The 25,221-nt window shown below is 54.8% G+C and carries 22 protein-coding genes; 2 read left to right on the forward strand and 20 right to left on the reverse strand.

Translation table 11 applies throughout. The features are described 5' to 3' along the window. Positions 1 to 12 precede the first annotated feature (12 nt). The 16 genes from SJQ66_RS11785 to SJQ66_RS11860 all read right to left on the reverse strand — a co-directional run bounded on the left by SJQ66_RS11785 (position 13) and on the right by SJQ66_RS11860 (position 16,619). Positions 13 to 2,820: a DUF5710 domain-containing protein gene (locus SJQ66_RS11785; protein ID WP_320534369.1), complete on the reverse strand. Its 2,808-nt coding sequence runs from the start codon at positions 2,818 to 2,820 to the stop codon at positions 13 to 15. Continuing rightward, a complete protein-coding gene (locus SJQ66_RS11790; protein ID WP_320533854.1) occupies positions 2,813 to 5,113 on the reverse strand; it encodes a type IV secretory system conjugative DNA transfer family protein in 2,301 nt (766 codons plus the stop codon). Before SJQ66_RS11790 ends, SJQ66_RS11785 begins: the two co-directional genes overlap by 8 nt. Next, positions 5,110 to 5,799 carry a FadR/GntR family transcriptional regulator gene (locus SJQ66_RS11795; RefSeq protein ID WP_320533853.1) on the reverse strand — a complete coding sequence of 230 codons (690 nt, stop codon included), beginning with the start codon at positions 5,797 to 5,799 and terminating at the stop codon, positions 5,110 to 5,112. Before SJQ66_RS11795 ends, SJQ66_RS11790 begins: the two co-directional genes overlap by 4 nt. Further along, positions 5,796 to 6,935 (reverse strand): ATPase, T2SS/T4P/T4SS family, encoded by a 1,140-nt coding sequence (locus tag SJQ66_RS11800; protein WP_320534370.1) that lies wholly within the window; start codon positions 6,933 to 6,935, stop codon positions 5,796 to 5,798. The genes SJQ66_RS11795 and SJQ66_RS11800 overlap by 4 nt, the downstream gene beginning before the upstream one ends. Before the next feature lie 27 nt (positions 6,936 to 6,962). Next, positions 6,963 to 8,165, reverse strand: a complete 1,203-nt coding sequence (virB10, locus tag SJQ66_RS11805; protein WP_320534371.1) for a type IV secretion system protein VirB10 — start codon at positions 8,163 to 8,165, stop codon at positions 6,963 to 6,965. Continuing rightward, positions 8,155 to 8,994 (reverse strand): TrbG/VirB9 family P-type conjugative transfer protein, encoded by an 840-nt coding sequence (locus tag SJQ66_RS11810; RefSeq protein WP_320534372.1) that lies wholly within the window; start codon positions 8,992 to 8,994, stop codon positions 8,155 to 8,157. The genes virB10 and SJQ66_RS11810 overlap by 11 nt, the downstream gene beginning before the upstream one ends. After that, positions 8,991 to 9,869: a VirB8 family type IV secretion system protein gene (locus SJQ66_RS11815; RefSeq protein ID WP_320534373.1), complete on the reverse strand. Its 879-nt coding sequence runs from the start codon at positions 9,867 to 9,869 to the stop codon at positions 8,991 to 8,993. The genes SJQ66_RS11810 and SJQ66_RS11815 overlap by 4 nt, the downstream gene beginning before the upstream one ends. 174 nt (positions 9,870 to 10,043) lie before the next feature. Further along, positions 10,044 to 10,400: a hypothetical protein gene (locus tag SJQ66_RS11820; protein ID WP_320534374.1), complete on the reverse strand. Its 357-nt coding sequence runs from the start codon at positions 10,398 to 10,400 to the stop codon at positions 10,044 to 10,046. A gap of 26 nt (positions 10,401 to 10,426) precedes the next feature. Continuing rightward, positions 10,427 to 11,353, reverse strand: a complete 927-nt coding sequence (locus SJQ66_RS11825) for a TrbL/VirB6 family protein (protein WP_320534375.1) — start codon at positions 11,351 to 11,353, stop codon at positions 10,427 to 10,429. Positions 11,354 to 11,370: 17 nt separating this feature from the next. After that, on the reverse strand, positions 11,371 to 12,015 hold the full coding sequence (locus tag SJQ66_RS11830; RefSeq protein WP_320534376.1) for a TrbJ/VirB5 family protein: 645 nt from the start codon (positions 12,013 to 12,015) through the stop codon (positions 11,371 to 11,373). A 28-nt stretch (positions 12,016 to 12,043) separates the two neighbouring features. Then, the gene (locus SJQ66_RS11835; protein WP_320534377.1) at positions 12,044 to 12,334 is read right to left on the reverse strand and encodes a hypothetical protein; all 291 of its coding nucleotides are present in this window, start codon (positions 12,332 to 12,334) and stop codon (positions 12,044 to 12,046) included. Next, entirely contained in the window at positions 12,291 to 14,732 is a 2,442-nt protein-coding gene (locus tag SJQ66_RS11840) for a VirB4 family type IV secretion/conjugal transfer ATPase (protein ID WP_320534378.1), read from the reverse strand. The genes SJQ66_RS11835 and SJQ66_RS11840 overlap by 44 nt, the downstream gene beginning before the upstream one ends. Next, a complete protein-coding gene (locus SJQ66_RS11845) occupies positions 14,725 to 15,162 on the reverse strand; it encodes a VirB3 family type IV secretion system protein (protein ID WP_244141725.1) in 438 nt (145 codons plus the stop codon). The genes SJQ66_RS11840 and SJQ66_RS11845 overlap by 8 nt, the downstream gene beginning before the upstream one ends. Beyond that, complete coding sequence (locus SJQ66_RS11850; protein WP_320534379.1) at positions 15,159 to 15,497, reverse strand: hypothetical protein; 339 nt, start codon at positions 15,495 to 15,497, stop codon at positions 15,159 to 15,161. The genes SJQ66_RS11845 and SJQ66_RS11850 overlap by 4 nt, the downstream gene beginning before the upstream one ends. Positions 15,498 to 15,508: 11 nt before the next feature. Next, positions 15,509 to 16,147, reverse strand: coding sequence for a lytic transglycosylase domain-containing protein (locus SJQ66_RS11855; protein ID WP_320534380.1), 639 nt, complete (start codon positions 16,145 to 16,147; stop codon positions 15,509 to 15,511). Positions 16,148 to 16,478: 331 nt separating this feature from the next. After that, complete coding sequence (locus SJQ66_RS11860) at positions 16,479 to 16,619, reverse strand: hypothetical protein (RefSeq protein WP_157685220.1); 141 nt, start codon at positions 16,617 to 16,619, stop codon at positions 16,479 to 16,481. Positions 16,620 to 17,170: 551 nt separating this feature from the next. Here SJQ66_RS11860 and SJQ66_RS11865 point away from each other — a divergent pair. Further along, positions 17,171 to 17,989, forward strand: a complete 819-nt coding sequence (locus tag SJQ66_RS11865; RefSeq protein ID WP_253466506.1) for a helix-turn-helix domain-containing protein — start codon at positions 17,171 to 17,173, stop codon at positions 17,987 to 17,989. A 14-nt stretch (positions 17,990 to 18,003) separates the two neighbouring features. Here the strand turns inward: SJQ66_RS11865 and SJQ66_RS11870 are convergent, their stop codons facing one another. From SJQ66_RS11870 to SJQ66_RS11885, 4 genes are all read right to left on the reverse strand, one after another. Then, on the reverse strand, positions 18,004 to 19,983 hold the full coding sequence (locus tag SJQ66_RS11870; protein WP_253466508.1) for a sensor histidine kinase: 1,980 nt from the start codon (positions 19,981 to 19,983) through the stop codon (positions 18,004 to 18,006). Between the two features lie 9 nt (positions 19,984 to 19,992). Then, the gene (locus SJQ66_RS11875; protein ID WP_253466510.1) at positions 19,993 to 20,412 is read right to left on the reverse strand and encodes an acyl-CoA thioesterase; all 420 of its coding nucleotides are present in this window, start codon (positions 20,410 to 20,412) and stop codon (positions 19,993 to 19,995) included. 642 nt (positions 20,413 to 21,054) lie between these two features. Then, positions 21,055 to 22,128: a ParB/RepB/Spo0J family partition protein gene (locus SJQ66_RS11880; protein WP_320534381.1), complete on the reverse strand. Its 1,074-nt coding sequence runs from the start codon at positions 22,126 to 22,128 to the stop codon at positions 21,055 to 21,057. A gap of 2 nt (positions 22,129 to 22,130) precedes the next feature. Then, the gene (locus SJQ66_RS11885; RefSeq protein WP_253466514.1) at positions 22,131 to 22,928 is read right to left on the reverse strand and encodes a ParA family protein; all 798 of its coding nucleotides are present in this window, start codon (positions 22,926 to 22,928) and stop codon (positions 22,131 to 22,133) included. A 469-nt stretch (positions 22,929 to 23,397) separates the two neighbouring features. Here SJQ66_RS11885 and SJQ66_RS11890 point away from each other — a divergent pair, with 469 nt between their 5' ends. After that, the gene (locus SJQ66_RS11890; protein WP_253466516.1) at positions 23,398 to 24,750 is read left to right on the forward strand and encodes a replication initiation protein; all 1,353 of its coding nucleotides are present in this window, start codon (positions 23,398 to 23,400) and stop codon (positions 24,748 to 24,750) included. The last annotated feature ends 471 nt before the right edge of the window (positions 24,751 to 25,221 follow it).

Here is a 25,221-nt window from a genome sequence, read left to right on the forward strand (position 1 = left end):
TCGCGACCTGCGTTACATAGCGGGCTTGTTGCTTACCGGTTGGAGGGATGGCGAGGCCTGTGCGACAGGAGCGGCCTTCGGGGCGCTCCACCCGGCCCGCAACGCGGCGTGGCGTTTATCGAGTTCGGACACCGCCGCCTCCCAGTTCAAACCGCCTTGATTCATCATTCCTTCGACCTCGACACCCGCCTTCATCCGCGCATCGAAGCGGTTTAGCACCTCGTTACGCGCGCGCAATGGCATGCCTTCCATGGCCTCGATTAACCGTTCGCGAATCTGCGCCACCGTCACGGGTGGCGCTTGGGTGGCCGGTTGCGGCGAGGACTCACGGGTGACTTCCCAGGTATTGCGAAACGCCTCTTTGTCTTGCATTCCCGTCACGCGACCCGCCGCGTCGCGCACCGGCTCCTGCACGGTCACCTGCGTCTCGCCCATATTTTTCAGTGAGATCGTGTCGCCCGGCTTCGCTTCGCTGGCCTGCATCGCTCTTTTGAGGTCCACGCCCCACACGGTTTGCTCATGCCCTGTGGCATCGCGGTACTGCACAAAGTACGAATACGACGCATCGGGCTGATGCTGGAAGCGCGCGGCGCCATGCGCGAGCAATACGCCGCTAAGCGTATCGGCGGGCTTCGCGGCAACGCCGGGTACCGGCTCGTCAATCGCCGATGGCGTGGCGGCCTGCACCCGCGTGGCAACCTTCTCGGGTAGGGCTTGCGTCGCCGGTTGCGGCGCGGCCTCCCGTGTGACTTCCCAGGTATTGCGAAGCACCTCCTTATCTTGCATTCCGGTCACGCGACCCGCCGCGTCACGCACCGGCTCCTGTACGGTCACCGGCGTCTCGCCTATATTTTTCAGTGAGATCGTGTCGCCCGGCTTCGCTTCGCTGGCCTGCATCGCTCTTTTGAGGTCCACGCCCCACACGGTCTGCTCATGCCCTGTGGCATCGCGGTAATGCACAAAGTACGAATACGACGCATCGGCTTGATGCTGGAAGCGCGCGGCGCCATGCTCGAGCAATACGCCGCTAAGCGTATCGGCAGGCTTCGCGGCAACGCCGGGTACCGGTTTGTCAATCGCCGATTGCGTGGCGGCCCGGGTTCGCTGCACATCGCCCTTGGCAGCGTCGCGATAAGGCACCGGAGCAGGAGCACTACCGGCTTTGATCGTCAGCGCATCGCGCTCGCGCTTAGCCGCTTCCAGCAAGGCAAGATCGGATTCCTTGGGCGTGAAATTCTTGACCTCAATGCCGCCATCGAGCGCCGCTTCAAGCCAGGCGTTACGCCTAAACGTCTCACTGCCCTTGACCGTGATCGCGTCGATGTTCTTGGCCTTCATCACGGCCAGCATGTCCGCGATCGTGCCCCGATCGTTTTGCTGGGTTATTAAGCGCTTACCCACATCCTCAAAATGGGGCTTGGTCGCAGGTGTGGGTTGCGCACCTGGCTGCATAGAATCAAGTCGCCAATATCGCCCCTCCTTGATCATGTAGCGCGATGCGATATGCGCGGGGACCGTATAGCCGTCACTCGTGGTGATCGGTTTGCGCAAGGCCGCATCGATGTCGATCTGGTTGTCCTCGATGTCTGTACCGCGCTCGTCGTGCGGCGCACCCACCTCGGGCGATGCGTCTTCGGGCCGCGGCAGCGCTTGGCCGCGCTCGCGCAGCAGGGTTTGCGCAGCGACACGATCGGCCTCGCGGACCTTGCGAACGCGGTTGAGATCCGCCTCGGACACCGTGCCCAGCACGGGCGGGGCCGCATCGTTGGCCGGATTTTTTGCATCCGGCTCGTTGCTCGCGGGCGCGGGTGAGACGAGCGGCGCGGTTGCATCGTTTGCCGCCGCTCGGCCCTCGGAATGGTTTTGCTCTTGCTGGTTTTGCTCTTGCAGCGCGGACGGCGTGTTGGCCGTCTCGCTCTCCGAAGGCCCGGCAATGTCGGACATCGGTGGCGCATCGGCCTGGTCAGACGGTGCGAGCGATTCCGGCACCTGCCGCAAATCCCGGTCATCGACCGCTTGGTCTGCCTCGATGCCGATAGGGCTCAGTCCCGCCTCTTGCCGAAGGGTGTTCAATGCCCGTGCTGCGCGCGGCGGCAGGGCCTGCGCCGCGAAGTCGCTGCCAGCTCGGATATGCTCTCCTATCGCACGCTCACCGTTCTCGGGCGAGCCCGACTTGCGCCACGCCTCGCGATGAATCGTCTCCAAACGCTCTTCCAACGCCAGCGTCGCCGTGACCTCCGCGCCGCGTAGCGTCGAAGACGTGGCGATCGACTGAATCATGTCGCGGTAGCGGCGGCCCAGCGTTACATCGTCCAGCACAACCCGCGCATCCGCTTCAGGCAGGGCACGCGGCTCGGCTTCGGCGTTACCTTGCTCGTATAGATGCTGCCGCTGGGCAAAATACGCACGCCGCGCCTCGATGATCGCACTCCGTATCGCATCGATACTCTCGAATGCCGATCCGCCCTGCTCCTGGACGCGGTCTCGCGCGGCCAGCGCCGCTTTTTCCTCCGCGAGACGCAACGCTTCGCGCACAAACTGCCGTGACTCGTCGATGGGCTGATCCGTCAAGCCGCTCAGACGCTGTGCCTCGCGCTCGATATCCGATTCGAAGTCATCAGATTGCCCCTCGCTCAGTGGCCGCTCCTTCGGACCTGATGGCATCCAGCGCGCGAACAGACTCGGGTCGCTTCCGGCTGGCACATACCACTTCTTCTCGCGGCGATCGAACTTCGCCCCCAGTTCCCGCGCGCTCTGCTTTTCCTTGAACGGCACATCAAGATACGTCCGCTCGCCTTTGGGCTTATTTGCATCAGCCATTCGCTGCCTCCGTCATGTCGTAATCCGCCGGCACGTTGACCGGTTCACTCAGGGAATCGAGACCCACGCCATGCGCAGCACCGATATCCAGTCGGATGCCGGCCAACAGTGCGCGTACGTCATCGCGCATCACCAGACCCAGTTCGACCAGGTCATCAGCAAATCCGGTGAGCGCCACGTTCGTGGCGACGGGTCCGGGCTCGCGTTGATCCAGCGCCAATAGCTCGGCCGCTGTAAGCGCCTTTGCACCGGCTTGTCGCGCTAGGCGAATCTCTCCTGCCGCCTTGGCGGACAGCGCGGCGTGGTATTGCCGTGGGTTGTTAATTGGAATACCGGTGGCACGCAGTTCACCCGCTTGCCAGGCGGCCTTGATGTCGTCCTCGCACGGCAAGTCATCGGCTACCGCCGCAAGCGTCGGACTCACCGCACGCATGCGGTCGATGAAAAGCGCATCCTCGAAATACGTGGCCTTCTCGCACAGGATGGGGCGTTGGAAACCCAGCACGATCTCCTGATAGGGCTCCATGCGCTTGAGCTCCTGATCCAACATCAAGGCGCGTCCCTGGTCCGACGTATTCGTTCCCGTGGAGGTGTTGCGCCCGCGACTGCGACTGGTCGAGGTCGCTTTTTGCGTGAATGTACCGAGTGTTTCGGATAATTCCTTCGCATCCTGCTGATTGCCAGGCGCGTAAGCGACGAGCACCGCGTGGTTGGTGAAGAGCGTACGAGTGCCGGCCACGCCATACAATTCGTTTGGCTCAGTCTGCGTCTTCGATTGCAGGATCGTCAAAAGACGTATCCAGTAGCCCGCGATGAACGCGTTACCCTTATCGATGACGTCAATGCGCCCAATCGCGGGGAACTCATCGAGGACCAGCAAACACTGATACCCAATTGTCGGGTCCTCGCCAGGTAGCACATCGAGGTTGTCTTCGATGCATTGCGTAAAAAACAGGTTGGCAAGCAAGCTGGCGACTGACAGGTCACGCACCGGCAGGACCACATAGATGGATATCGGTTCACGCCGCACCCGATCTAGATCGAAATCGCATGCGCTCGTGGCTTGGTCCACAATCGCATTACTGAACAGACGCAGCCCTGAATTGAAGGTCGAGACGATATTGAGCATCGTTTCATCGGGGGAGGCCAGCACCCGGGAGAGCGCGCCCAGGCAGTCACCCGAAAGCGGCTCGCCCTCTTTGGTCTCGTGCTGCATCAGCTCTGAGAGGTGTTCCCGGACCGTCTTGTCGGGCTTGGTCGCAAGCCGCAACACTTGCCCGAACGTGCAATCGGCTGTCATTTCCATTAAATAGAGGGCCAAACCCAAGAACAGGTCGCTTGCCTGCTCGTAAAAGAATTTATTGCGCGCATCACTCGTGTGATACAGGCGCGCGGCGATCCTTTGCAAGCGACCCACGCGCACGAAGGCGGGGCTTCTGGCAATCTTGAACAGCGGATTCCACCGGTGGGTATAACCCCCTTCATCGAACGGCGCCCAGCGGAACACCTTTTGGCCGCAAGCCTGCCGATACCGCGATGTCAGATCGAAGTTCTCGCCTTTGACATCGAGCACCACGACCGAATCCGAAAACGTAAGCAGATTCGGAATGACGATGGCCACGCCCTTGAAGGAACGCGTCCGGGCAGCCACCATCACGAACTGCGTGCCGCGAAACGTCAAATACTTGCCCTTGTACCGTCCGACGATGATGGAAGGGTCGCGCGCGCCCTCCTTGCCCCGCGTACGCCCATTCGCCTCGTCCATCAAACCGTAACGCCGAATCTCGTGCGCCCGCGCAAAGCGTGCATCGCCGTGTAGTTCGCGCTTAGGCTTGGCGACCAGCGCGGCGGCCACCGCCACGATCGGCAGCAACGGTATCGCAGCCGACACCACGCTCGCGATAAACAAGGAGCGCTTGACCGCCTTCTCATCGCCGAACGCTTGCCAATAATCGCGAAGCGTCCACAAGCCAATCACCGAATCGGGGAGTTTTTCTAATTTGGCGAAGAGCGCAGCGCCCGCGAATTGGCCGGCCACAACCAGTGCCGTTATCGCCAACAGCGCGACCAGCCCGCCGGCGACAACCCGATCAAGCATCGTGGCGCGCTTTAGCAGGACCGCACTCGCGCAGATTCCCCACACAACACATGTACCGCACAAGGCCCCGATCAGCAAGGCCCGTTCAACGGCATCCGTTACGAGGCCTTCAAGGTGCAATGGCCGCGCACCAAGAAAGAGCACTGCACCCGCAAGCGCTGCGAGTAATATGTCCAGGAGGATGCGCTTTTTCATACGCATCTCTTGCTCGGTATATGCGGCAAATCAAACGTGTTGATCTGCTCCATGGCCTCGCGTGCGGCGATCGGATCGCGATCCCGCATTGCCAAGGTCAGCATGGCCAGCGCGGGCCAGTCACCCTCCACCCGTATGGGCACGGTATTGTCCGCCGCTGTCGAGTGATACAAAGGACTGACCAGGCAGGCCATTTGCCGCATGATCCGGTTGGGGCTCGCCGCCATAACGGCGGCATGGAGTTCGACGTGCGCTTGCACATACGCGCCAAGTGTCTTGGCGTGCATCCGATTCGCGCACGCTGAGATAACCCGAGCGCGCTCCTCGGCAGTCGCGCCCTGCGCCGCATCGCCGGCGGCGATCGGTTCGAAGGCGCGACGCAAGGCCACAATAGCGGCCCTGAAAGCACCGTCCGTGTCGAACGAGAGACGCCAGCGCACCACATCGCCATCAACAATTTGCCATTGATCTTCTTGAAGGACACGCATACCCAACCGTGTGCGCACCTTGATTGCCCCGCACGCCAGCAATCGGCTCATTGCTTCGTGAAGTCGCGTCCCGCTCACGCCCAACTTCCCGGCAATCGCCTCATGCGAGGGTAACGCCCGGGTCGCATCGCACAGCAGCAGTATCTTCTCGGCCAACCAGGCCCGCCTCTCATCAGATGAACCCTTGCTGTAACTCATGCTTCTCCTCTAAGTAGTTGCATTTTCGTGACTGGATCAAAGTAGATTTCCGTTAGCTCACGGTTTTCCAGGAAGAGCACGACGTCGACTGTGGTGCGAATCTCGCGCATCAAGTAGTCCAGTGGCAGCGTCTGCCCCACGGGGCTTTGTTTCACCAACGTCGCGATGCGCGAAAGCGCTGCGATCGAATCGTTGGCGTGCACCGTCGTCAATCCGCCGTCATGGCCAGTATTGAGCAGCGTGAGATAGTCCCAGGTCTCATCGCCCCGCAATTCGGCCAGTAACACCCGATCGAACTTCATGCGTAACGTCGCCTTGACGATGCGTCGTGCGGGAATCGCCTCGCTATAGAACAAATGAACGTGATTGCGATGCAGCGGCAGGGGCAATTCGTGCGTGTCCTCGATCGTCGCGATGCGCGCCTCGCGAGGGATGATCGGAATCAAGTCGGCCAGCGCCTTCATCAAGGTCGTCTTACCCGAGCCGGTGCCGCCAACGAGCACGATGTTCAACCGGTTCAATATGGCAAGCGTCAAGAAACGCACCACGTCGCGTTGACGTAGCGCGTCGAGCATGTCTTGCTGATCGCGCGAAAGACCACCGGCACCCAACGCACGAGCGGGGTTAAAAACCGGGGTGGCACGGCTCACATCGAGCCCTTGGGTGCCTGCGCGTGAAGCCGCCGCCTCAATGACATCTTGCGTCATGCGTGCCGCGGTGCCTTCACGAACCACATCCCGGAACCGATCAAACTTGCCCGCCTGCGCCCACTCATTGACCGAGAAGCGCGTGGCGCTCGGCACGCGTATCGTGAGCGAGACCGTTCCAGGCTCGCACGCCGGCGCAATGACGATTTGCCCGCGCTCACCATCGGGCAGCCGCACTGGCTTTTCCGGTTCCGACGCCGACAGTGGCGGTTTAGCCTTGTTGTAGATAGCGAGGGCCGGTGCGAACTGGTTGAGCGCTTCGAGCGAGGCGTTCGGTAAGTCGTGCCGTTGCCAGCCCTCACTCGTCTCCGTCCAGCCTTCATGGGGGCGATTAATCGCGAACTCGGTCACCCCAGGTGTTGCCAGCAATGCAGCGATACCAAGCGTTTTGAGGTGGCTGCGCACCGTCACACTGTCGTCGTATGGCATGTGTTTACTCCTGCGGATTCGATCGTTTCACGGTTTCGCAAGCTCGTAGACATCGGAGAAATCGACATCTCGCGCAACGAAAATCGTCGTCATCGAGCCGTACTTCGAATACGCCGTCGGCGGCACGTTGATCGTGTTACGCAGCGTCTCGGAGGCAACCTGTCCCGCCGAATTCGTCGTGTTGTTGAATTGCACGCCATTGCTACTGGTGCCCGCGTTCGCCGCAATGCTCGACAGCGCCTGACCTGCGTCGCTGATAAGGCTGACCATCATCGCCCCGCCGAACCGTGTCCAGAAATGGGTATCCACGTACGCGGGCAAACCACTGCCGCCGAGCGCATCGGCAGCGGGCGAATCCAGTTGAACCTTCACCCCGGCCGGGGTGGTGAGCCGCGTCCAGATCACGAAGATGCGGGCCTGCCCTTGCATCAGTGCCTGCCGTTGTTCGCCCACCACCTCGGAGCCCCGTTCAACGAGCAGCACCTTGCCGTTTGCCGAATAGACATCCTTGGCCACATGGCAGGTGGTCATGCCGGGATAGTCGGTGACGATCTCCGCACCCTGCACGCAAGGAATCGTCGTTCCAGCAATCAACAGGAAGTCGAGCGAGGGCATCAATTCGGCCTTGACGCTCTCCAGCTTCGAGGGCTGCAACTTGCCGTCCAGGCCATCTTTCGCAAATTCACCACGCGCAGTGCCGATGGCAGACGCGGCACCTGGCCCCGACGAGCGCGGCGTCTGGTCGTTGAAGCTCAGTAACACGTCGCCATCAAGCTTGCGCTCCTGCGGTGTTTGCACCGCGCTCGCGGCATTGGCGGCCGTGGCGCCGCTCACATTCGATGCGGTGGCGCCATCCGCATGCGCTGGTTTAGGCAGCGCCGCGTTGGCCGCCGCGACCTCCGAGGCCATGGCCGCGTCGGCGGCGCGCTGCCTTTCGATTTTCGCCTGATCCCGGCCGAAGTCGTGATGCGCATCCGATGGCTTGTCCTTCGCCGCATCCACTCGTGCCGCGAGGGTTTGCGCATGCTGCTGCGCACTCCAGCGCTTGATCGCGAGACCCACTGCAACCGCGCCAAACAGCAACACCAACACAAGCCCGATCACGACCGGCAACATCCGCAATGGGCTCTTGCGCTTCGTGCGCGTGATACCCGGCACACCTCTCTCACCCAAGCTAGCCTCGGGCGATGCCGGTACCGAAGAAGATGTCGTATTGTTCTCATTGATCATCGCCCGCCTCCTTGTGCTTCACCAGACGCACCGTGCCGGGAACGGTCGTACCCGCGGGGTTGAGCTGCCCATCGGGCCGGTATGCGTTATTACGGATACCGAGCACGGCGTCCCCCAGGCGTAGATTGAAACGCTGCGCCGTGTCATGCACGACGAGCACCGGGCCGCGTACATCATCGGGATTGACCAACGCCTCCTTGTTATCGCCATATACCCGGTAGATCTGAGGCAGATCCCGATTGGTGCGAAACTCGAAGTAGGTAAAGCGCCCGTCATCCCACAAGGCCGTGGGTGCCAACACCGTGTCGCCGTGCATGTCGTAGTCGGCGTTGCCCGTACCACGCGTGTCAACCGTCTGCGCCAGCAGTGCGCGTGCTTCGGCCGAGCGCACGGCCGCCGCGGCGCTTTGTTTTGCCTGCGTGTCCGGATACGCGAAACTCAATGACCAAATCGCGTCTTCGTGCCGTGCCACAGGCACGAGCTTGAGTACATAGCGCCGTCTATTCGTCAGTAAAATCAGATTGGTTGCCGCATGGGCGGCCTTGGGCTTGAAGAAAAAGCCATTGCCCGCCGGACCCGCAGACCACGCCTTGCCATCGCCCATGCCACCACCATCGATTTTTTCGCCTTTCTCAAAAATCAGGACAGTCGCCTCCCCGGCCCGATACGCCACTTGGTAGGTCTCATTCGGGTCATAGAGCGCGCAGGCAATATGCGCGTCACTGCCGCACGCGCCGGGCACGACTTCGGCAAAGACGCTCATGGGCGTTGCGGCCAGCGCGGCGATCAGTACCGCGCTCGCCTGCCTTTTACGAGAAAAAAGCGTCATGGCCTGGCACCTCCGCCCGAGGGCGCGGACTGCGCTGCCGTTGCCGCCGAGGGCATCGGTACCACGCTATCGGTCGTGCTGCGCGTCCAGTCGCGGTCGACCGAATAGCTCGTCACGCGAAAGCCTGTCGGATTGCGTGTCTGGTCGTTGCTGCGTGTGGGCAGCTCGCCGATTTCATAAGTGATGGTCGCGACCCAATATTCGGTCTTCGGCACCACAACGGCACCGCTACCCTGCGACGACAGGGGCACCATCGTCTTGGAGAAAAACACCTGCGCCGTCGATCCGATAAAAGTAATCGCCCCAATGTGGGCGATCACACGGTATTTATCGGTCAATATGTTCTGCGGCGAATTCTTATGGTCGTAAAGCGATGCATATTGCCCTTGCTCGCGTTCCGAATTCATCAGACTCACGGTGTCATAGGCATCTTGTATCGTGTACCAGTCGTAACTCTCCCGTAGCTCCACGTACTGGCGAAGCGCAGCGCGCACCTCCAGTTCACCAAAGCTGACCGAACCACTGCGCGCGACATCAATGACCTCGACATTACCCGTGGCGGTGTTGTCTCTGATGATGACCGGAGGAGAAGGTCTCTTTAGTTGTACTAACACTGCTGAGCCAATAATGGAAGCCAATGCGATGAACAGCGCACCGCCTGCCACGCGCCATGCGATTTTCCTAGCATTCTCTTGCAACTGCTGACGAGATTGCTCAAACACGAGCGCTTGCTTGAAATACATGCGAGCCATATCGCGTGGATCGGCATCCGCAAGCGCGGCTGAGGCATCGCGTAGCGCGGTAGCGTAAGCATTTGCCGCAAGGGTGCCCGGCGCAGACGTTGTTGCCGCCAATTTCCTTGGAACCCATTTCATCGCACACCCTCCTGTGTCGCATGGTTCACCGGCATCCACGGCCCTTTTGGCTGCGTCGGCTTTGGCACCGACGAACACGCCCCGAGCAACGCGACGCTACAAAGCACGACGATTATTCTCATGGTCACTCCCGATTCATGCGGTTTGCCGGAAACATCCGGCAAAAAAGTCTGATTACTTGGGTCTCTGATACTCCGCATCCGGCATTACAAGATGGCCAGATGCCTTATCAATCGTCAAAACGTATGTCATACCTACCAACAGCATGAGTTTGCCATCCGAGTACGTAGCTGGTACTCGTTCCGTTGTCGTGGCGTCCGCCTTACTTTGCGCTGAAAGATTCGGCTTAACGGAAATCATATAAAAATCGTTCCCATCGCCGTTGCGGGTAATGACGATTTCGTTAGACCCGCTACCGCTGACTTTTTCCCATTTGCCTATAAATTCATCCCCACCCTTCTTGCCGCATCCAAACAGCGTGATCCCTAAGACAACAATGAAAGCGGTTAGTAAAAGTCGTGTCGTTTTCATCTACGGCTCCTTGAAAGTAATCAATATCAAAAGGCTTTCATCGCGTTGTTACTCGCCCCCGACCCTCCACCGCCGCCAGAAAGCCGCATGGCACGCATTGCCGCGCCGGCAACGTTGCTGAGCTGACCCACCATCGATGAGATACCAACTCCACCTGCCAGTTGCGATGCCAGGGACGGCAGGTTCAGCGAGATAACGATGAACACAATCCCGCAGCTAACAATTTTTCCTTCGGTTGCGTATGTCAGGATCACGTCTGACACGTCAAACTTAGTTGGAAGCACCCAGGTCATATAGCTGATTTCCAACGCACCCGCCGCACCGAAAAGGGCAACGAGAATGCCGTAGTTCAGGCACTGACCCACCCAATTCTGAAAGTACTGCCGAGTCGCCGGGAAAAGCGCTGTGACGATAAACGCGGGCCCCAAAGCCAGCAGCAGTCCGAGGGCGAACTTGGCAAGAATAATGAAGGCGGCCGCGATCGCCAGAAATGGCAACCCCACCAAGAGGACGCACACAGCCAGTACCGATACCTCAATGGACAATCCGATCTGATAGGCCTTGATGCTGTCGTACATACTCTTAATTGCCGAGATATACAGGTTCAACAAGGAGTCAAGTCCGTTGCTCAAACTGTCGCCGTTCATGATGGCGCTGCTTAGGTCGTCGCCGAGGCCATTAAAGAACGGGACCACGTATTCGCTGTAGTAACTGATGTTCATCCCGAAGGTCAGGACCGCCGCCCACCCTGCCATCCTCAGCAGAAAGTCCACGATCGGACTGTCGTTATGGCCACGCCAATACGACACCAGCACGAGCAACACATACAGACTGAAGCAGGCCGCGACCAACGGACTGATCAGCGAGATCATCTTGGCCGAACCCGTGTTAATGGTGTTGAGGACGGTCTCATCGAACCAGCTGAACATGTCAGAAAAAACGTGTAATTCCATGATGCATTACTCCCGTATCATTTGGTATCGTCACCATCCAACCGCTGCTGCATATCCTGGTGAGCTTCCTGCTGTGCCAATTCCTTTTCCGCGTCCTGGAGCCGTACCATCAAATCAAGGCGGGTCTTCTCCGCGTTGATCGACGACACCTCTGCTGACCATCGGTTTTGCAGATCGGCTTTAGCAGCGGGGTCCTGCGTCATATTGGTCTGCTGCATCAGTTGCTGAATATTGTTAAGCCTGTCGATCGATGCCTGGTAGGAACGCATCGTCATTGCCTTATTCGCCGCAACCGTATCGTTCAAGCGCTGCTGGCCAGGGGTGTACGCCGTCATACCCTCCTGAGCTTCGATACTGCTCGCCAGCCCGCTAATGCCGTTCAATTGCCCGCTTTTGACCTGGTCGTACACCGACTGCCACTGATCAGGCAGGTAATTGCGCAAGGAAGCATCGTTATAGATCTCGCCAAGTCCCCGGTTGCCAGTCATCGACTGGTACTGGTTCGTTAATAGTCCGTATTCCTGCTGCAACTGTTTGACCGTTGCGATGGCTTGGGCAATTGCCTGAATATCGAGCACCGGCACGCCCTGCGCATGGGCCATGGGCAACGTGCAGGTCAATGTCATTAACGCGGCCGCGCCGAGGATTCGCATTGTTTTCATCGTCCTATCCAATTCTCAAAGATCTATTTCAAGGATGCGTTGTCATGTATTGGTGCTGGTCAAGCTCAAGCAACTGCTTGAGCGTCGTATCGATTGAAATCAACTGCACGAGCATTCGTTGGTTGATGTCGTTTTCCGGGCGTGGCGTGCAATGGTACGCGTCGGGTTGTGTGAGCACACCCGCCTGCGCCTGCTTCGCGAGAGCAGCGCTATCAACGCCCTCCTGCGCATGTGCCGAAGTTCCTACAATGAGCAATGCGGCGATTGCCGTGACTTTAAACATGCGCATCATCGTCGTGCTCTGCCTGACTGCTTTCATCGGTTTGCTCCATGGAACGATCTGCCGCGGCCCGTCCTTTAGCGCCGCGCTTGCCTTTACGACGCGCTTGGAACAATTGCATGCGCAGGTCCGTGTCACCATGTGCCTCCCGCGTACAGGCCTCCCAAATCGCGACGTTATCCAAGCTGCTGGAGAGCACCGCAATCTCGTCGTCCATGCCGCCCAGGTCGAGCGTGGCAAACGCCGACTGATTGCTTTGCTTGATTAAAAACGTCCGCGCTTCCTTCGGAAGCTGCTTATACGCATCAAACTCGCGGTCGGTCATGTTCAGAAGCTTGGCGCTTTCCCGTTTGGCCTCCGGATTCGGCAAATAGCATTTCGTCGCGGTGAGATCACGTATTTCCGCAAAGACCGGGCATTGAATCGCATCCTCTGGTGATTGCGAATCCAGAATTAGAAACTCGTCGGCCTTGCGGCCAGTCTTGAGCGACTTGCGAATCAAGGCCTGTGTGGTCGGATAGCTCGCCGGAAGCCAGAATTCCGCTATCACCGTGGCAAGCAAGCCGCCCTTTCTTTGCATCTGCTCCTTGAGGTAGAGCAAATGCGCAAGCACCGGCTCCGTTGCCGGATAATCCTTCTTCAAGAAATCGCTTACATCGAAGCCAATACGACGGACCTCGGCAATATTCGTCAACGCCCGGGGCACATTGTCCAAGGCCCATGCAAAACGACCGTCCGTCGCCCCGCACCACTGACTCAAGCGCAGCCACAGGCTATTGTGCTCACCCGTATCCGGGATGGATTCCAGCAGACGGCTGAAGGTGCGGTGCTCGATATTTTCGAGCTTCATCACGGTGTCTACCGCGTGCTTGATATGGCGTTGATCCTCGGCACTGAGCTTGCCGTTTTCATCTCGGCAACACGCACCGACTAAGTCATACAGGTGCGCGAGGTGTCGTTTGGTGTACGGCAGCGCGAACGGTGCAAGGCCCGTCGGCTCCCCTTCACGCAGCGTGTAATATTCAGCACCGATTTCCTCAAGGAAGATTCTGAGACCTTGATCCAGATCCAAGGCGAATATCTTTGGGTCGAACCGTTCCAAAAAGGCCAGCAGCATGGTCTCAAGGGTGGTTTTACCCGTGCCGGTCGCACCCATGATCAAAGTGTGGCCAGCGACCTTCTCACCCACGCTATCCTCATCGAGGCGAGAGGCGTGGCAATTCAAACTAAACAGGCTTTTTGCTACCGTATGCACCGGCATCAGCGCGGAACCGTCACCCAGTGGATTACCCCGAGCCTTGCCCGCCGAATACGTGTGCATCGAGAACGACGAGGCGAGGTTGCGGGTGGACTTCGGCATCGGACGCGGCTTTTTGCGGAAACCCGGTACCTGACTCAAATAGGTGTAGGGTGCCGATGCGGTTGCCTTGACGAACTTGAACCCACAATCATTTAACGCGCGGCTCGTAACGTACGCACCATTGCTTATCGCCTTCGCGGCGGTTTCGCCATACACAACCAATGCGCCGTGATAATCGCCAAACGCCAGATCGCGACCGGCGATGAGCGCCACGGCCTGATTCAGCTCCTTGATTTGATGGTGCGCCTTGTCGCCGACCGATTTCAGGTGATTGATTTGATCTTCGATCGTCTTCATTGCCTGCGCCGTGCTCAAGCAGCCGAAACTTTGCGTGAAGGTGAATTCGACAGGCAGCGTGAGCAGCGGGTTCGTCTGCCCCCATCCCGCATTCGGAAAGTCCTTGAGGTCATAACAGACGGCAAATCGCGTCGACGTGTCGGTGCGCAATTCGACGGTGTCATAGTGGAAATGCAGGTGGGCGGTCGGAATCAGGTCGCGGCCGGTCGCCTGCGTGACGGGCACGCGCTCATCGATCCCATTAAGCAGCTCACCAATGAATTGGTACGTCTCCGAAAACACGACACCATTGTGTCCATATGTTTGCAGCAGTTGCGGATCATAGGCGACAAGGGCCTTGGTTAAGCCCTCGCCCAACTCCTCAAGCTCACGCAAGGTCTCGTCCAGATCGTCACCGGTGAGGATCGCGGTGATATAAAAGCTATTCTCGAAATGGTCGTGTTTGCGAAAACGCTCAAGGTATTTGTCAACCGTGCGTTGAACGAAAGGGCTAGTGAAGCGGTATTCGTCGCCAAAGGACACGCGCCGACGACGAAACGTCGTCCACAATGCGAGACGATTGCCCTTTTCCAAGGTCATGGCGGCGAGTTGGCGATTCCAACCATCGTATCGCGCCTCTATCTCTGCACGGCTCACCGATTCAAACGGCACGCCGTTCACGCGGATCACGATGAAGGCACCACCCGAATCCAGGCTCGTCGCCGTTTCAGAAACGGGACGGCCAATCTTAGGCAAATGATCTTCGACTGCTGAGACAAGCCGGGTCAAACTATCATTCATCGATATTCTCCAAGTTTGGCGACAGCAAGCTTTGACGAAGTATTTCGAATCGCACGAGATCTCTTCCCCCCGAAAACGAACGGGTATACAGGTCGAGGTCACGTCCATAACGCATTGGTGCGAGCGTGTAGGTCTTGCCGAAAACAGACACACGTCGGCGATTGATCCAGCAGCAAAATTCCAGCCACATCAAATGGAGCGCCCGATCGTCGGTGAGACAGACTGAACGAAAGAACATGAATACCGGCACGCCCGCCGAGCCGATCAAAAGCCCGCCCGGCCCAAGCGCGAAGCCACCAATCAAACTACTGATCAAGGATGTGCAGGCGATGATCAGTGCCGCGAACATCGGCACGCCACCGATCATCGCCGTACGATTGAGCCCGGCGTACGACGGATGCAGGATGCGCTCCTCCTCAACGGTCATCATGCGAACAGTCCAAACGCCCAGCCGGCAAGGACAAGCGAACCGCCCACCGCCGCCGTCTTCGCGATAGCGCCGCCGAAGTCATGAATCCAGTCTGCCTTGTTGGACCAGCACTGAATGCCCACCCACAGCAGGTATGAACCCGCTAGAACGCCGACGAACCCATAGAACCATAGCGTGAAATTACTCACTGCTTGGGTACCGGCAGTGAGCCCTCCACCCGCCCAACTTGGCCCGGCCAATACCGAGAGGATGGCAAGGACCCCCACGCGCCACATGATCACGCCCAGCGAACGAGCCGGACGAATGAATCTATTATCAATAGACGTGTTACGCATCTTGCACTCCATCAGAAATCCCCTAGGGCGTCCCAAGCAGGGTGTTGATCAATAGGCTTATCCTGGCCAGGCCCGGCGCTATCGCGCGGCACTGGCTCACGCCGCAGGCGCGCGATCGGTGCGGGCGATTCGCGAATCGGCACGACATCGATCGGCGGAACACTCGCAGCACCACCATTCATCCGCGCCGCGTTTGCAACCACGCGCTCGACATAACTCGTTGCGTGACTATCGGGGACGAAACCCCGCGTGAAATTGCCACTGTAATAACAACTCAACGCGGCCCGCAAAGCGGCCTGGGGCGTTCGGCCCCCTGCAAGTGCGCGGTCATAGCAGCCGGAGAGAATTGCGCCACCTGCACGCAGATTCGCGCACGGATCGAAAGCCGTTTCGTGCGACAGATCGTAGGCGCGCAGATTCGCTCGGTTGATCTGTGTCAGACCCATGCTGTAATTCCACCCCGAAGCGTCCAGCGCCCGTACCGTCGCGATCGCTTCATCACGATTACGGGGCTGCCGCATTAGCTTCCCACCCACCACGCCGATCGCATATGGGTTAAATCCGGACTCTGTCTTGACAAGCGCGCGCAGCGTGGTCGGGTGGACCGAAGGCGCGCACTGCTGAGCGAGCATCGCAAAGTCGATTGGCATCACTATGGCTCAGACGATAATGAATGATTGATGCTCACACGCCGGACCGGCGTGACTTGGACCACTCGGTAATGCTCTTAATGGTGTAAGCGATTACAGTAGGCATTTGAAAAGTGTACAAAACAGTCGCTGCCATCAGCAGGGCTACACAAAGCACACGCGGCTCCATGACCCCAAAAGACGCATATTCAACCTGATTGGTTGCCCAAGTGAAAAAACGATCAATGATTAGACGTAGTCCACAAAAGCTCCAAAATATTAGTATTACTAATTCACTAAAGCCAATAATGACCGACTCCGAGATGACATGACGGAACACTTTGCGCATGATTCACCAGTCCCGGCTATCGCGGGGCCAGCCGCACTTGTAGAGGAAGTAAGCGATAGACAACCAGCCGGAACCGACAATCGCGACTTCGATCAGTTCAGGCAGCGTGGAATGTCTTTTGATCAACCAAAACACAAAACCCATCAAAGATGTCGTGACTATGAACAAGAGCAATGCGCGAATGGCCTTGCAAATCAAATCGAAAATTTTACCTAGCACGATGTTCCCCTATGCTTGGATTAACAAACTGCTTAATCAATTAATAAGCATGACTATTCAATAACCTGTTTTTATTTCCACAATTTCGTTGCCGGCGTCCTCAAATTCCGGACTGCACCCGTAACGAAGCTATGGACTTCGTTGAATGGCAGGCACTTTATTGAGGTCGATCGCTATACCGGTGCATTCTTACAAAATGCAGTGCACCTAACGCTGGACTTTATAATGAGAGCGTCTAGCACCAGGAGCGTAGAGTACGGTGCTACAGTCTAAACTGTATCTAGTCGTACATATGCGATATGGTTCATATTATTATTCGAAAGTATTCGACAGTCAAACGCTTTCTTTTTGTTTGTTGCGATGCACACACGGCATGCTTCAGGTCAGTTCTGTCGGGATCTGTCCTCACGTGAACTTTTCAGGCCCCAGGATGCCGGTCAGGCTCGATATCTCTGTATTTTTATTCATTAGTTTAGATGCCAACATCAAGTACAACCGACAAAGTCAAAGCTCTATTACATAAGCATGGCATAGGGGAGCGACAACAGATCAAGAAAGTAGCGTCGATCCTCAACATCGCATATGTGAGCGCAAGACAGAAATTCGCCGGCGACCGCAACTGGTCAAACGAGCAACTGGCACAGATCGCGAGACATTTTCACGAACCAATAGAGGAGCTAGCGATCCCTTTCCGAGCACCAGTGTCTAATGGAATATTGCTAATATCAGACATCCCACAACGGTGCATCTGCGAGGTCGGCGAAGTTCTTGTAGATCCGCGTTCTGAATCCTTCGTCGCCAGACAAGAAGGAGACACCTATATCGTCACCACCGGTGCCACTGCGGAAGCGGGACAAAGTTATCTACGGGTAATCCAAATTCATCCCGTCCCGTCTCCTGTTGTTGCATCACTCGACGACATACCGGATATTTCCGAAGGAATCACGCGATCTTTTGCCAAGAAGGGCATTGCGGTAAAAAGCTTTGTAGACCCTGACTTGCTCTTGGAGACTGCCAGCGAAGGGATTTTCGAATACTACATCTTGGACTGGACACTGAACGACAATCGAACGGCTAATTACGTAATCGAAAAAATACGTACTGAGATATCTACTCAGGCACCAATAATTATTCTAACTGGGAATTTACGGACCCATCATCTTGAGTCTGAGATCGCTGATCTAGTGAGCCGGTTCGACGAAATATCGGTGTTAGAAAAACCAGTATTGAATCTTGTTATGGCTAATACGATCTATAAGAAGCTATTCTTTCGTGGTAAGAATATTTCTCCTTAAGAAAAACCCCCAACTCAACAGGATTGGTTAGTTTCAATTATCTTGGTAGGAAACTCCACAACGAAGGTGGTTCCGGAACCCGCGATACTTTGAACGCTTACGGAACCATGGAGTAAATCTACTAATCTTTTCACTATCGCCAAGCCCAAACCAGATCCTGCTGCGTCGTCTCGAGCCCTCCCCTGCCAAAAAGGTTCAAATATATTTTCCAAGTCTTCAGCGGGAATTCCACGACCACTATCGTCGATAGTAAATTTTAATATGCCATCACACGGCAATTCAACTTTATTCGAAACTAACACCTCACCCAATACGGATATCTCACCTTCATCGGTAAATTTTATGGAATTTTGAATTAAGTTCGCCACCACTTGACGCACTCTATCAAAATCAGCATAAATAACTTCTCCGTTTGATTTTCCTACAACCTTAATCTTTACATTTTTTGATCGAATACATTCTGTAAAATCTTCCGAGATGTCACTTAACAAGTCATTCAAAGCGAATTCCTCCATACGAGGCAGTAAAACAGCCGCTTCAAGCCTTGAGAAATCACCGATATCTTTCATCTGACTGATTATCTGGTTCGCTACACGCCTAAGTCCTAATATTCTATGATCAGATTCTTCCAACCCACATTCGAGCGCAATCATATCGTACCCGTTGATAAGACGTTGAATTGGCGAACGGAGTTCATGGTTCACGGCGGCGATGAATTGAACGTTTTTCTTAACAGCTATTTTCTCTCGCTCAAGAGCTATCCGAAGCTTATTCACAATTCCTTCAATTTCATCACGAACCACTCTTTCTTGCAAACGAAGTCGATATCCTAATGCGAAAGAAAAAATGATCGCCTCCCAGACTGCGGCAAACTTGATAGAGTAATCAGTCAACCAACTCTCAGGTATTACTAATAACGATTTCAAAGCTAACAAACACAAAGCGAGTGCAAAAATCGACCATCCGATGAAATAAAAAAATGCCGGCTTATATTGCTTCATTGCTCGCCAGCCTCCAGCAACAAAGAGCGCGGGCAAAATACTGATGATCAATATGTTGGCAACATTGAATGAGTGCCCCCTGGGCAACACAAAAGGCGTTAAGGCACAACCGAGAGAAACGTATTGAAAAAATAGTAAATACTTACTCAGTAATGTTTTGTCGTTTTTTATATCTATCAAATTTCTACCAAAAACCACCATCCCGTGAAGAGCAAAAAACGGAAACATTGAAAATATTTTTTCTTTAAATTTGCTGAATCCAAAAATATATGGCATGAAACCGTCAATATATATGAAGGTTGCAATAAATGCGCCAAGATAATATATATAGTATAAATAGTTCTTATCTCTAAGATAGAGATACAAAAATAAGTTATAGACCCACATGACACCAAGAGGACCGAAAAACAAACCTTCTTCTAAATGATTTTTAGCGATAGAAGCGATCAATCCATACTCGTTCGACCATGCAAGATCAACAACGACATTATGTCCTTGAGGCAGGTATCTTAAGTAATAATCTACGTTTAAATCTTTAACTGGCAATTTGAAGATGTAATTATGCACCGCATAGATACGATCGTTCATTGCGGTATTTTCGGATAAATCTTGTACTTGATATTTGTTACGATCCCAATAATAAACTTGCATCATTCCAACATGCTCATAATTTTGGATTAGGTACCAATATGCCTCCTTATAATTCGAAAAATCCGCACTGAACTTCACCCAAACAGCGCCATTGACAGTTGGAAAGTTCAAATCCTCTTTTACGATTTTTGCGAAACGTTCTTTTTTCTCGATCACATCATTTATTGACATTCTGCCAGTTGGATCAATCAGATATTCTAGCGATGCTCGCAAAGGTACAATAGAATGGACATCGGAGGCAGGCACCCAATTCTTAGTCGAAGCAAAACCACAACTAGAATTAAATAGCAGCAACCACAAAGCGACTATAGTAATGAAACGTAGTTTAGCCTTTGAGAGCATCAATTTTTCTTAATTCGCCTTGATTACAGGATAACTTGTCAAGCAAGACTCTAACATCGGCGGTAATACTGGACGATTCTTAGAGTCGACAATAGTTCCGATGTTTACACTAGTACTTACCAGCGTCTCGTCACCTTTACGGTGCATCGTTTGATCGAATCGAAAACGGAGCTTGGACGGCCGGGACATTTTTGTGTAAATGACGAAATCTTCATCTGGAAACAATGACTGAAGATAATCGGTTTCTATCCGAATAACAACAAATCCGATACCCGCTTCTTTTAAGTCTTGAAACGGAAACTTTAATGCTAGAAGTAGTTCGTGACGAGCTTGCTGATAATAATTCAGGAATACTGCGTGAGGGACGCCGCCGCCTGCGTCTATTTCGTACTCCCGGACTTTGTATTCTGACTTGAATGCTTCGTTCATAACGTTCCTCTCATTGCTAGTGGTTAGTTCAGTGCGGTATCACTTCCTATACATTGGTTCTATTGTATTCGAATACTTACTCGCAAGGGCTCCCAGTAATACCTTGTTTTGCTACCGGTCTCCAGGCGTTACTGCACGTAGGGATGGTGAACGCAACAGCATGGATACTCAATCTAGGCTTAGGGGCACAAGGTAAGAGTCACAACTGGTCGTTTTGGCAAGCCCCATTGGGTTCAGAGTGGCAAGGTATCCATAAGATCGTAGAATAGTGAGCGATCCTTACAATCATTTCTGTCACATCCTAAATTTAAAAATATTTTTTGAAATTTAGGTATTGGTTTCGGATGCTATAGACACTTGTTTGTTGGTGAACATGCGGACGTCGCTTTCGCTTATCACCGATTCGCCGCGTAGACTTTGACGAAAGGAGTACGGACCGCTTATTAGTTAAGTTGAAGCCGTTTATCAAGTTCAAAGCATCTGTCACAAGGGCGGTTTTTGTGTTTGAGTCGCGACAAGGCTCGGTGGGAATCCTCTACCACCGGTCGGTGCGCATTACAAACGGGTGATCCAATCAATGAGTTTCGATCGCGTTTTCTGCGCCACTTGCCAGCCGATTATTGCGCCCGGCAACACAACGGCTTAGGAAGTGCCTTCACTGTTCGTTATGTTCTTTGGCAGTAACCTATTGATGTTTTGTTGTAGCAGCGCGTGCAACTCATCCTCGTCCACGTCACCCGTGATTCGAGCTTCGCCGTCTTGCAAAACGATCTTTATCTTCGCTTTTCCTTGGGTCAGTTGGAATTCGCGTCGAACCGTTTTCGTTGGTGGCGACAATTTTCGCTCAATATAGCTCACCATCCCGGATTGCAGTATTTTTCCTTCAGCTACCTTTTCCACGGCTTCGATAACAGCATCCGGATTTGCATCTATCAATCCCTTCGTGTGCAAATCGGTGATCTGAGACGCTCCCAACAATGCAGGGCGTTTGTTTAAAATGGCGTGAACGGCGGCAGGCAAACGACCAAACGCTTCGAGTTTGTAGACCATCGCTCGTGAGCAACCTAGCATTGACCCCAATTCTTTTTGCGTCGTGGCCGCACCGGTAGAACGAAGCATCTGAATGTGCCGATAGAGTTCCCAATCGGTCATCGAACGACGAACCAAGTTGTCGACAGTTAGGGCGCGCGCGGCCTCGATATCCGTCATTCTCAAGACTTTTGCAGGGATAGTCTTCCTGCCCAAAATGATGTGCGCACGGGTTCGTCCTTCGCCTGCGATTAGTTCGTACTGTGGCGATGCAGGGTCGCCACAATTGGGGGCCACAGTGTGGCACTCTGCGCTCTCGTCTGAAGTGCCACACTGTGGCAGCCTTTTTCCTTCGCTTTTAACTATGTCGAGCAACCGTCGGCCAGTGGCAGCTGTCTCAGACCCAGGAAGAACAATGCGAACGAGCACCGGGTTTAACAACCCCTCTCTCTCGATCGTGGCGACCAAATCCGCGATCCTATCATCGTCCTCCGTCGTTTCCTCCGTCCGCTCAATTCGCGATTGAAACGGGGAGACATAAATTGATTCAATAGGGATGAGCAGCGTGTCCTTGACCTGCGCTGCGAACTCTCCGAAGGGGGTTCCTTCCATTTGGGCGCGGGACAGCGCAGGATCGCGCCGCCGCGACATCGACTCTTGCAATGCTTTGTCTTGCTTGGTGGCCATCGTTATTCCTCGATTTCTTCAGCGCGCTTCGTCAAACCCGTGATTTCCACAATCTCTCTGGCCAACTTGCGCATCTGATCAGAAGCGCTGAGATCCGGGTTATGCTGGATGATTGTCAACCCGAGCGCCTCAGCTTTTTCAATTTCGGTGGTGAGCGGAATGGTCGTGGTTAAACACTTACCGTAATACTCCTTGATAGCTTCGGCTGTGAGCATGTGCATGCGCTTTCTCGCGTCGTGACGCGTCAGAATGGCACCGCCAAAGTTTAATCTTGGGTTGGCTTTTTTCCCCTGCTCGATAAAGCTGAGCATGTCCTCCGTTCCGATTAAAGACAACTTCGAGCCTGATTGGACGGGTACAAAGACGTAGTCTGATGCGGCCAAAGCATTCGCCGGGAGAAACTCTAGGCTTGGAGGTGTATCAATAATAATGACGTCGTATGTGTTCTGTAGTGGAGCGAGCTTTTCTGCAAGCACCGAGGTCGCAGCAAACGAGGACACCTGCATCATGCGTGCGACCCTGCCCAATAACAGAGATGACCCTATGAGATGCACGCCATCGATGCGCGTGTTTTGAATTACAGCCTGGGCCGTCGAAGCTTTGTTGTCCAGTACGAGCTCCACTGGTACCGATGGCGGCTCGTCAAATGAGTACACCATGCTCGTCGCATTGGCCTGTGGGTCCATGTCAACGATGAGGACGTCATAGCCCTCTCTAGCTAATGCATCGCTTATATTGACGACCAGCGTAGTTTTCGACACACCGCCCTTGTGATTTGAAAACGAGATCACCTTTGCCATTTTTCCCTCAAAGTTTACCTTTTATGCGGGGAATTATGGGTGGGATATCGGGGAAAAGCAAAGCGTTTTAAGGGGCGGGTCTGGCAAGAGCGAGAATCAACTTGAGGAGTTTCCTATTTTTCCTCACCGACATTGATCACGTTTTTGACGCGATCTTCGACATGTTGCTTCTCGTTTTACGATCGCAGTGCTAGTTATTTCTGCGTATTTTTACAATGCCCTATCGTATTTGAGTAAACCTTGAAGACACACCTTTGTAAACATTAAAACATTGAAGTTCTATATTTTCTATTATTTTCAATACGTTATTGAATTTAAGGTGAGGTTCTGTAGGCACTTGGGTGAGAACTAATGGGGACGTTGGTGGGTTGACATGGGCTCCACGACCGGGGCCGGTGAGAATTGAAGGGATGCTAGGTGAGTGGATATGGGATGGTGAGAAAAATAGGGGCTAATCCGGTGAGAAAAGATGTTGCTTTTTCTCACCGCAGTCGGATATCGTTCGTCTGTGAAACATACAGACACCACTTCTCTAATCGATAACGAGCTCGTTAAGCGCCCTAACGAGACCATCGGCATTAGCCCTAGTCATGGGGGGGGGCTGACGCTCATCGTGCGGCGTCTGTTCAACGTGCTCGTACACTTCACTGTGAAAGAGGGCGAGAGGGACGTTTATCGCAAGCCGCTTCGCGAGATTATGCGCTACATCGATTACAACTCGAACGACACCGCTCGTTTGAAAGCGCATCTGGAAGCGATGGCGTCTATTCCTATCACGTGGAACACCAGCACGGACGATGACGAGATCTGGACCGCGGCGGCGTTGATTGCTCATGCCTCAGTGATTCAACCCAAGAGCAGGGGGGTGGCAGCAATCGTCGAATGGTCTTTTTCCAGCCCCGTCCGAGCACGTTTGCTGCAGCCCGCTCAGTGGACGCAGCTGAAGCTTGTGATGCACACGAAGTTGAAGACGGGGGCTTCGATCGGGTTGTACGAGATTTGCTCTCGCTATCTGACCAGCCCGGGGGGCCGCACAGCCCGAAAGCCCGTTGAGTGGTGGATGCCGGCGATCATCGGCGACCGAAGCGAAGTGCCGTCTCCGTACAAATATTTCAAGAGGGATGTGCTGAGACCAGCGATCGCGGAAGTGAATACTCACGCGGATTTCACAGTCGAGCTAGTCGAGCACAAGATTGGCAACAAGGTCGCTGAGCTACAGTTTGTCGTGCAGAAAAAACCGGTGAATCGCGTGACGGACGAAGAGTCTCCCCCATACGACGGGGCGCTGTTGGAGCGGGTGATTCGTTTAGGTATCGGGCAAGAGGCGGCGAGACGGATTTGTGAAAAAAACGACTCGGCAGAGATTCTTGCTGCAATCGACTTCACAGAAAAGCGGGCGGCGAAGTCCCCACCTTTGGACAGCGTAGCGGCGTATTTTCGCTCAGCCCTGAAAGAGGGATATCGAGAAAAAAAACCGCCCCAGAAACATCAGCAACAACAGTCGCTGCCGCTCGAAAGTGAAGAGGACACACGCGAAAAACTTCGCGCAAGGTTTTTGGCGCATCGACGTCGCGAAGCCTTGCTCTTGTGGCGAGAGATGCCTGCTCAGGATATGTTGAGCGAACTAGACGCATTTCTTGCGACGAACCCGGCACCGATGATTGCAGACGCGATAAAAAGGAACAAGTTGACGCAAAAGACCGCGGAAACTGCGTTCACAGAGTGGTTCAGCGCAAAGGTTTGGGGGGCTGAGCCGTCTACGGACGAGCTTCTTGCTTTTGCGATGAAAGCCGACATAAACAAGGAAAGCGGTTCCGCCTGACGCGTTTCAAGCGCTTCTGGCCTCGCAACGAGCGTTCAATGACAGAGAATGCGGCCAGCGGGGTGCGCGTGAAGGGAGGAGAGGGTGGGGGAATCGGGTAGGGTGAGGGCTATCCTCTCAGCCCTCCCACACCACCGTGAAATCGTCGAACGTCACCATGAGAGGGCTCTTGTAGCGGCGGAAGTTCCCTACCTTCATTGACTTCAACTTCAGGGGGGCTAGATGGCTATGACTTTCCTTTCAGTATTAACGGAATGCAATAACTATCGATCGCGTTGCTGGGAGGTTGACCGGCGCTCGCAGCTGCTTGGGCACACGCTGATCGACCAGGACGGGATGGAGAGGCAGTAATGCAACTAACGGACAATGCTGCCCAATTCATGGGTGGGATCGGCGCCTAAGTGCTTGTCAACACGGTGCTTATGGCAAGGCGAGCGGGTAAGGTGGGGAGAAGGGCTAAAAATCTGCCAC

Origin of the sequence: Robbsia andropogonis (assembly GCF_034047095.1) — a bacterium.
Taxonomy (GTDB): domain Bacteria; phylum Pseudomonadota; class Gammaproteobacteria; order Burkholderiales; family Burkholderiaceae; genus Robbsia; species Robbsia andropogonis.

Excerpts from the sequence above, each read along its gene's own strand:
- SJQ66_RS11835 (WP_320534377.1), bottom strand. The coding sequence starts at position 12,334 with ATGAAAGCAGTCAGGCAGAGCACGACGATGATGCGCATGTTTAAAGTC.
- SJQ66_RS11840 (WP_320534378.1), bottom strand. The coding sequence starts at position 14,732 with ATGAATGATAGTTTGACCCGGCTTGTCTCAGCAGTCGAAGATCATTTG.
- SJQ66_RS11800 (WP_320534370.1), bottom strand. The coding sequence starts at position 6,935 with ATGCCATACGACGACAGTGTGACGGTGCGCAGCCACCTCAAAACGCTT.
- SJQ66_RS11855 (WP_320534380.1), bottom strand. The coding sequence starts at position 16,147 with ATGCCAATCGACTTTGCGATGCTCGCTCAGCAGTGCGCGCCTTCGGTC.
- SJQ66_RS11810 (WP_320534372.1), bottom strand. The coding sequence starts at position 8,994 with ATGACGCTTTTTTCTCGTAAAAGGCAGGCGAGCGCGGTACTGATCGCC.
- SJQ66_RS11885 (WP_253466514.1), bottom strand. The coding sequence starts at position 22,928 with ATGGCAAAGGTGATCTCGTTTTCAAATCACAAGGGCGGTGTGTCGAAA.
- SJQ66_RS11815 (WP_320534373.1), bottom strand. The coding sequence starts at position 9,869 with ATGAAATGGGTTCCAAGGAAATTGGCGGCAACAACGTCTGCGCCGGGC.
- SJQ66_RS11795 (WP_320533853.1), bottom strand. The coding sequence starts at position 5,799 with ATGAGTTACAGCAAGGGTTCATCTGATGAGAGGCGGGCCTGGTTGGCC.
- SJQ66_RS11850 (WP_320534379.1), bottom strand. The coding sequence starts at position 15,497 with ATGCGTAACACGTCTATTGATAATAGATTCATTCGTCCGGCTCGTTCG.
- SJQ66_RS11865 (WP_253466506.1), top strand. The coding sequence starts at position 17,171 with ATGCCAACATCAAGTACAACCGACAAAGTCAAAGCTCTATTACATAAG.
- virB10 (WP_320534371.1), bottom strand. The coding sequence starts at position 8,165 with ATGATCAATGAGAACAATACGACATCTTCTTCGGTACCGGCATCGCCC.
- SJQ66_RS11875 (WP_253466510.1), bottom strand. The coding sequence starts at position 20,412 with ATGAACGAAGCATTCAAGTCAGAATACAAAGTCCGGGAGTACGAAATA.
- SJQ66_RS11890 (WP_253466516.1), top strand. The coding sequence starts at position 23,398 with ATGTTGCTTTTTCTCACCGCAGTCGGATATCGTTCGTCTGTGAAACAT.
- SJQ66_RS11790 (WP_320533854.1), bottom strand. The coding sequence starts at position 5,113 with ATGAAAAAGCGCATCCTCCTGGACATATTACTCGCAGCGCTTGCGGGT.
- SJQ66_RS11845 (WP_244141725.1), bottom strand. The coding sequence starts at position 15,162 with ATGATGACCGTTGAGGAGGAGCGCATCCTGCATCCGTCGTACGCCGGG.
- SJQ66_RS11870 (WP_253466508.1), bottom strand. The coding sequence starts at position 19,983 with ATGCTCTCAAAGGCTAAACTACGTTTCATTACTATAGTCGCTTTGTGG.
- SJQ66_RS11830 (WP_320534376.1), bottom strand. The coding sequence starts at position 12,015 with ATGAAAACAATGCGAATCCTCGGCGCGGCCGCGTTAATGACATTGACC.
- SJQ66_RS11860 (WP_157685220.1), bottom strand. The coding sequence starts at position 16,619 with ATGGGTTTTGTGTTTTGGTTGATCAAAAGACATTCCACGCTGCCTGAA.
- SJQ66_RS11880 (WP_320534381.1), bottom strand. The coding sequence starts at position 22,128 with ATGGCCACCAAGCAAGACAAAGCATTGCAAGAGTCGATGTCGCGGCGG.
- SJQ66_RS11820 (WP_320534374.1), bottom strand. The coding sequence starts at position 10,400 with ATGAAAACGACACGACTTTTACTAACCGCTTTCATTGTTGTCTTAGGG.
- SJQ66_RS11825 (WP_320534375.1), bottom strand. The coding sequence starts at position 11,353 with ATGGAATTACACGTTTTTTCTGACATGTTCAGCTGGTTCGATGAGACC.
- SJQ66_RS11785 (WP_320534369.1), bottom strand. The coding sequence starts at position 2,820 with ATGGCTGATGCAAATAAGCCCAAAGGCGAGCGGACGTATCTTGATGTG.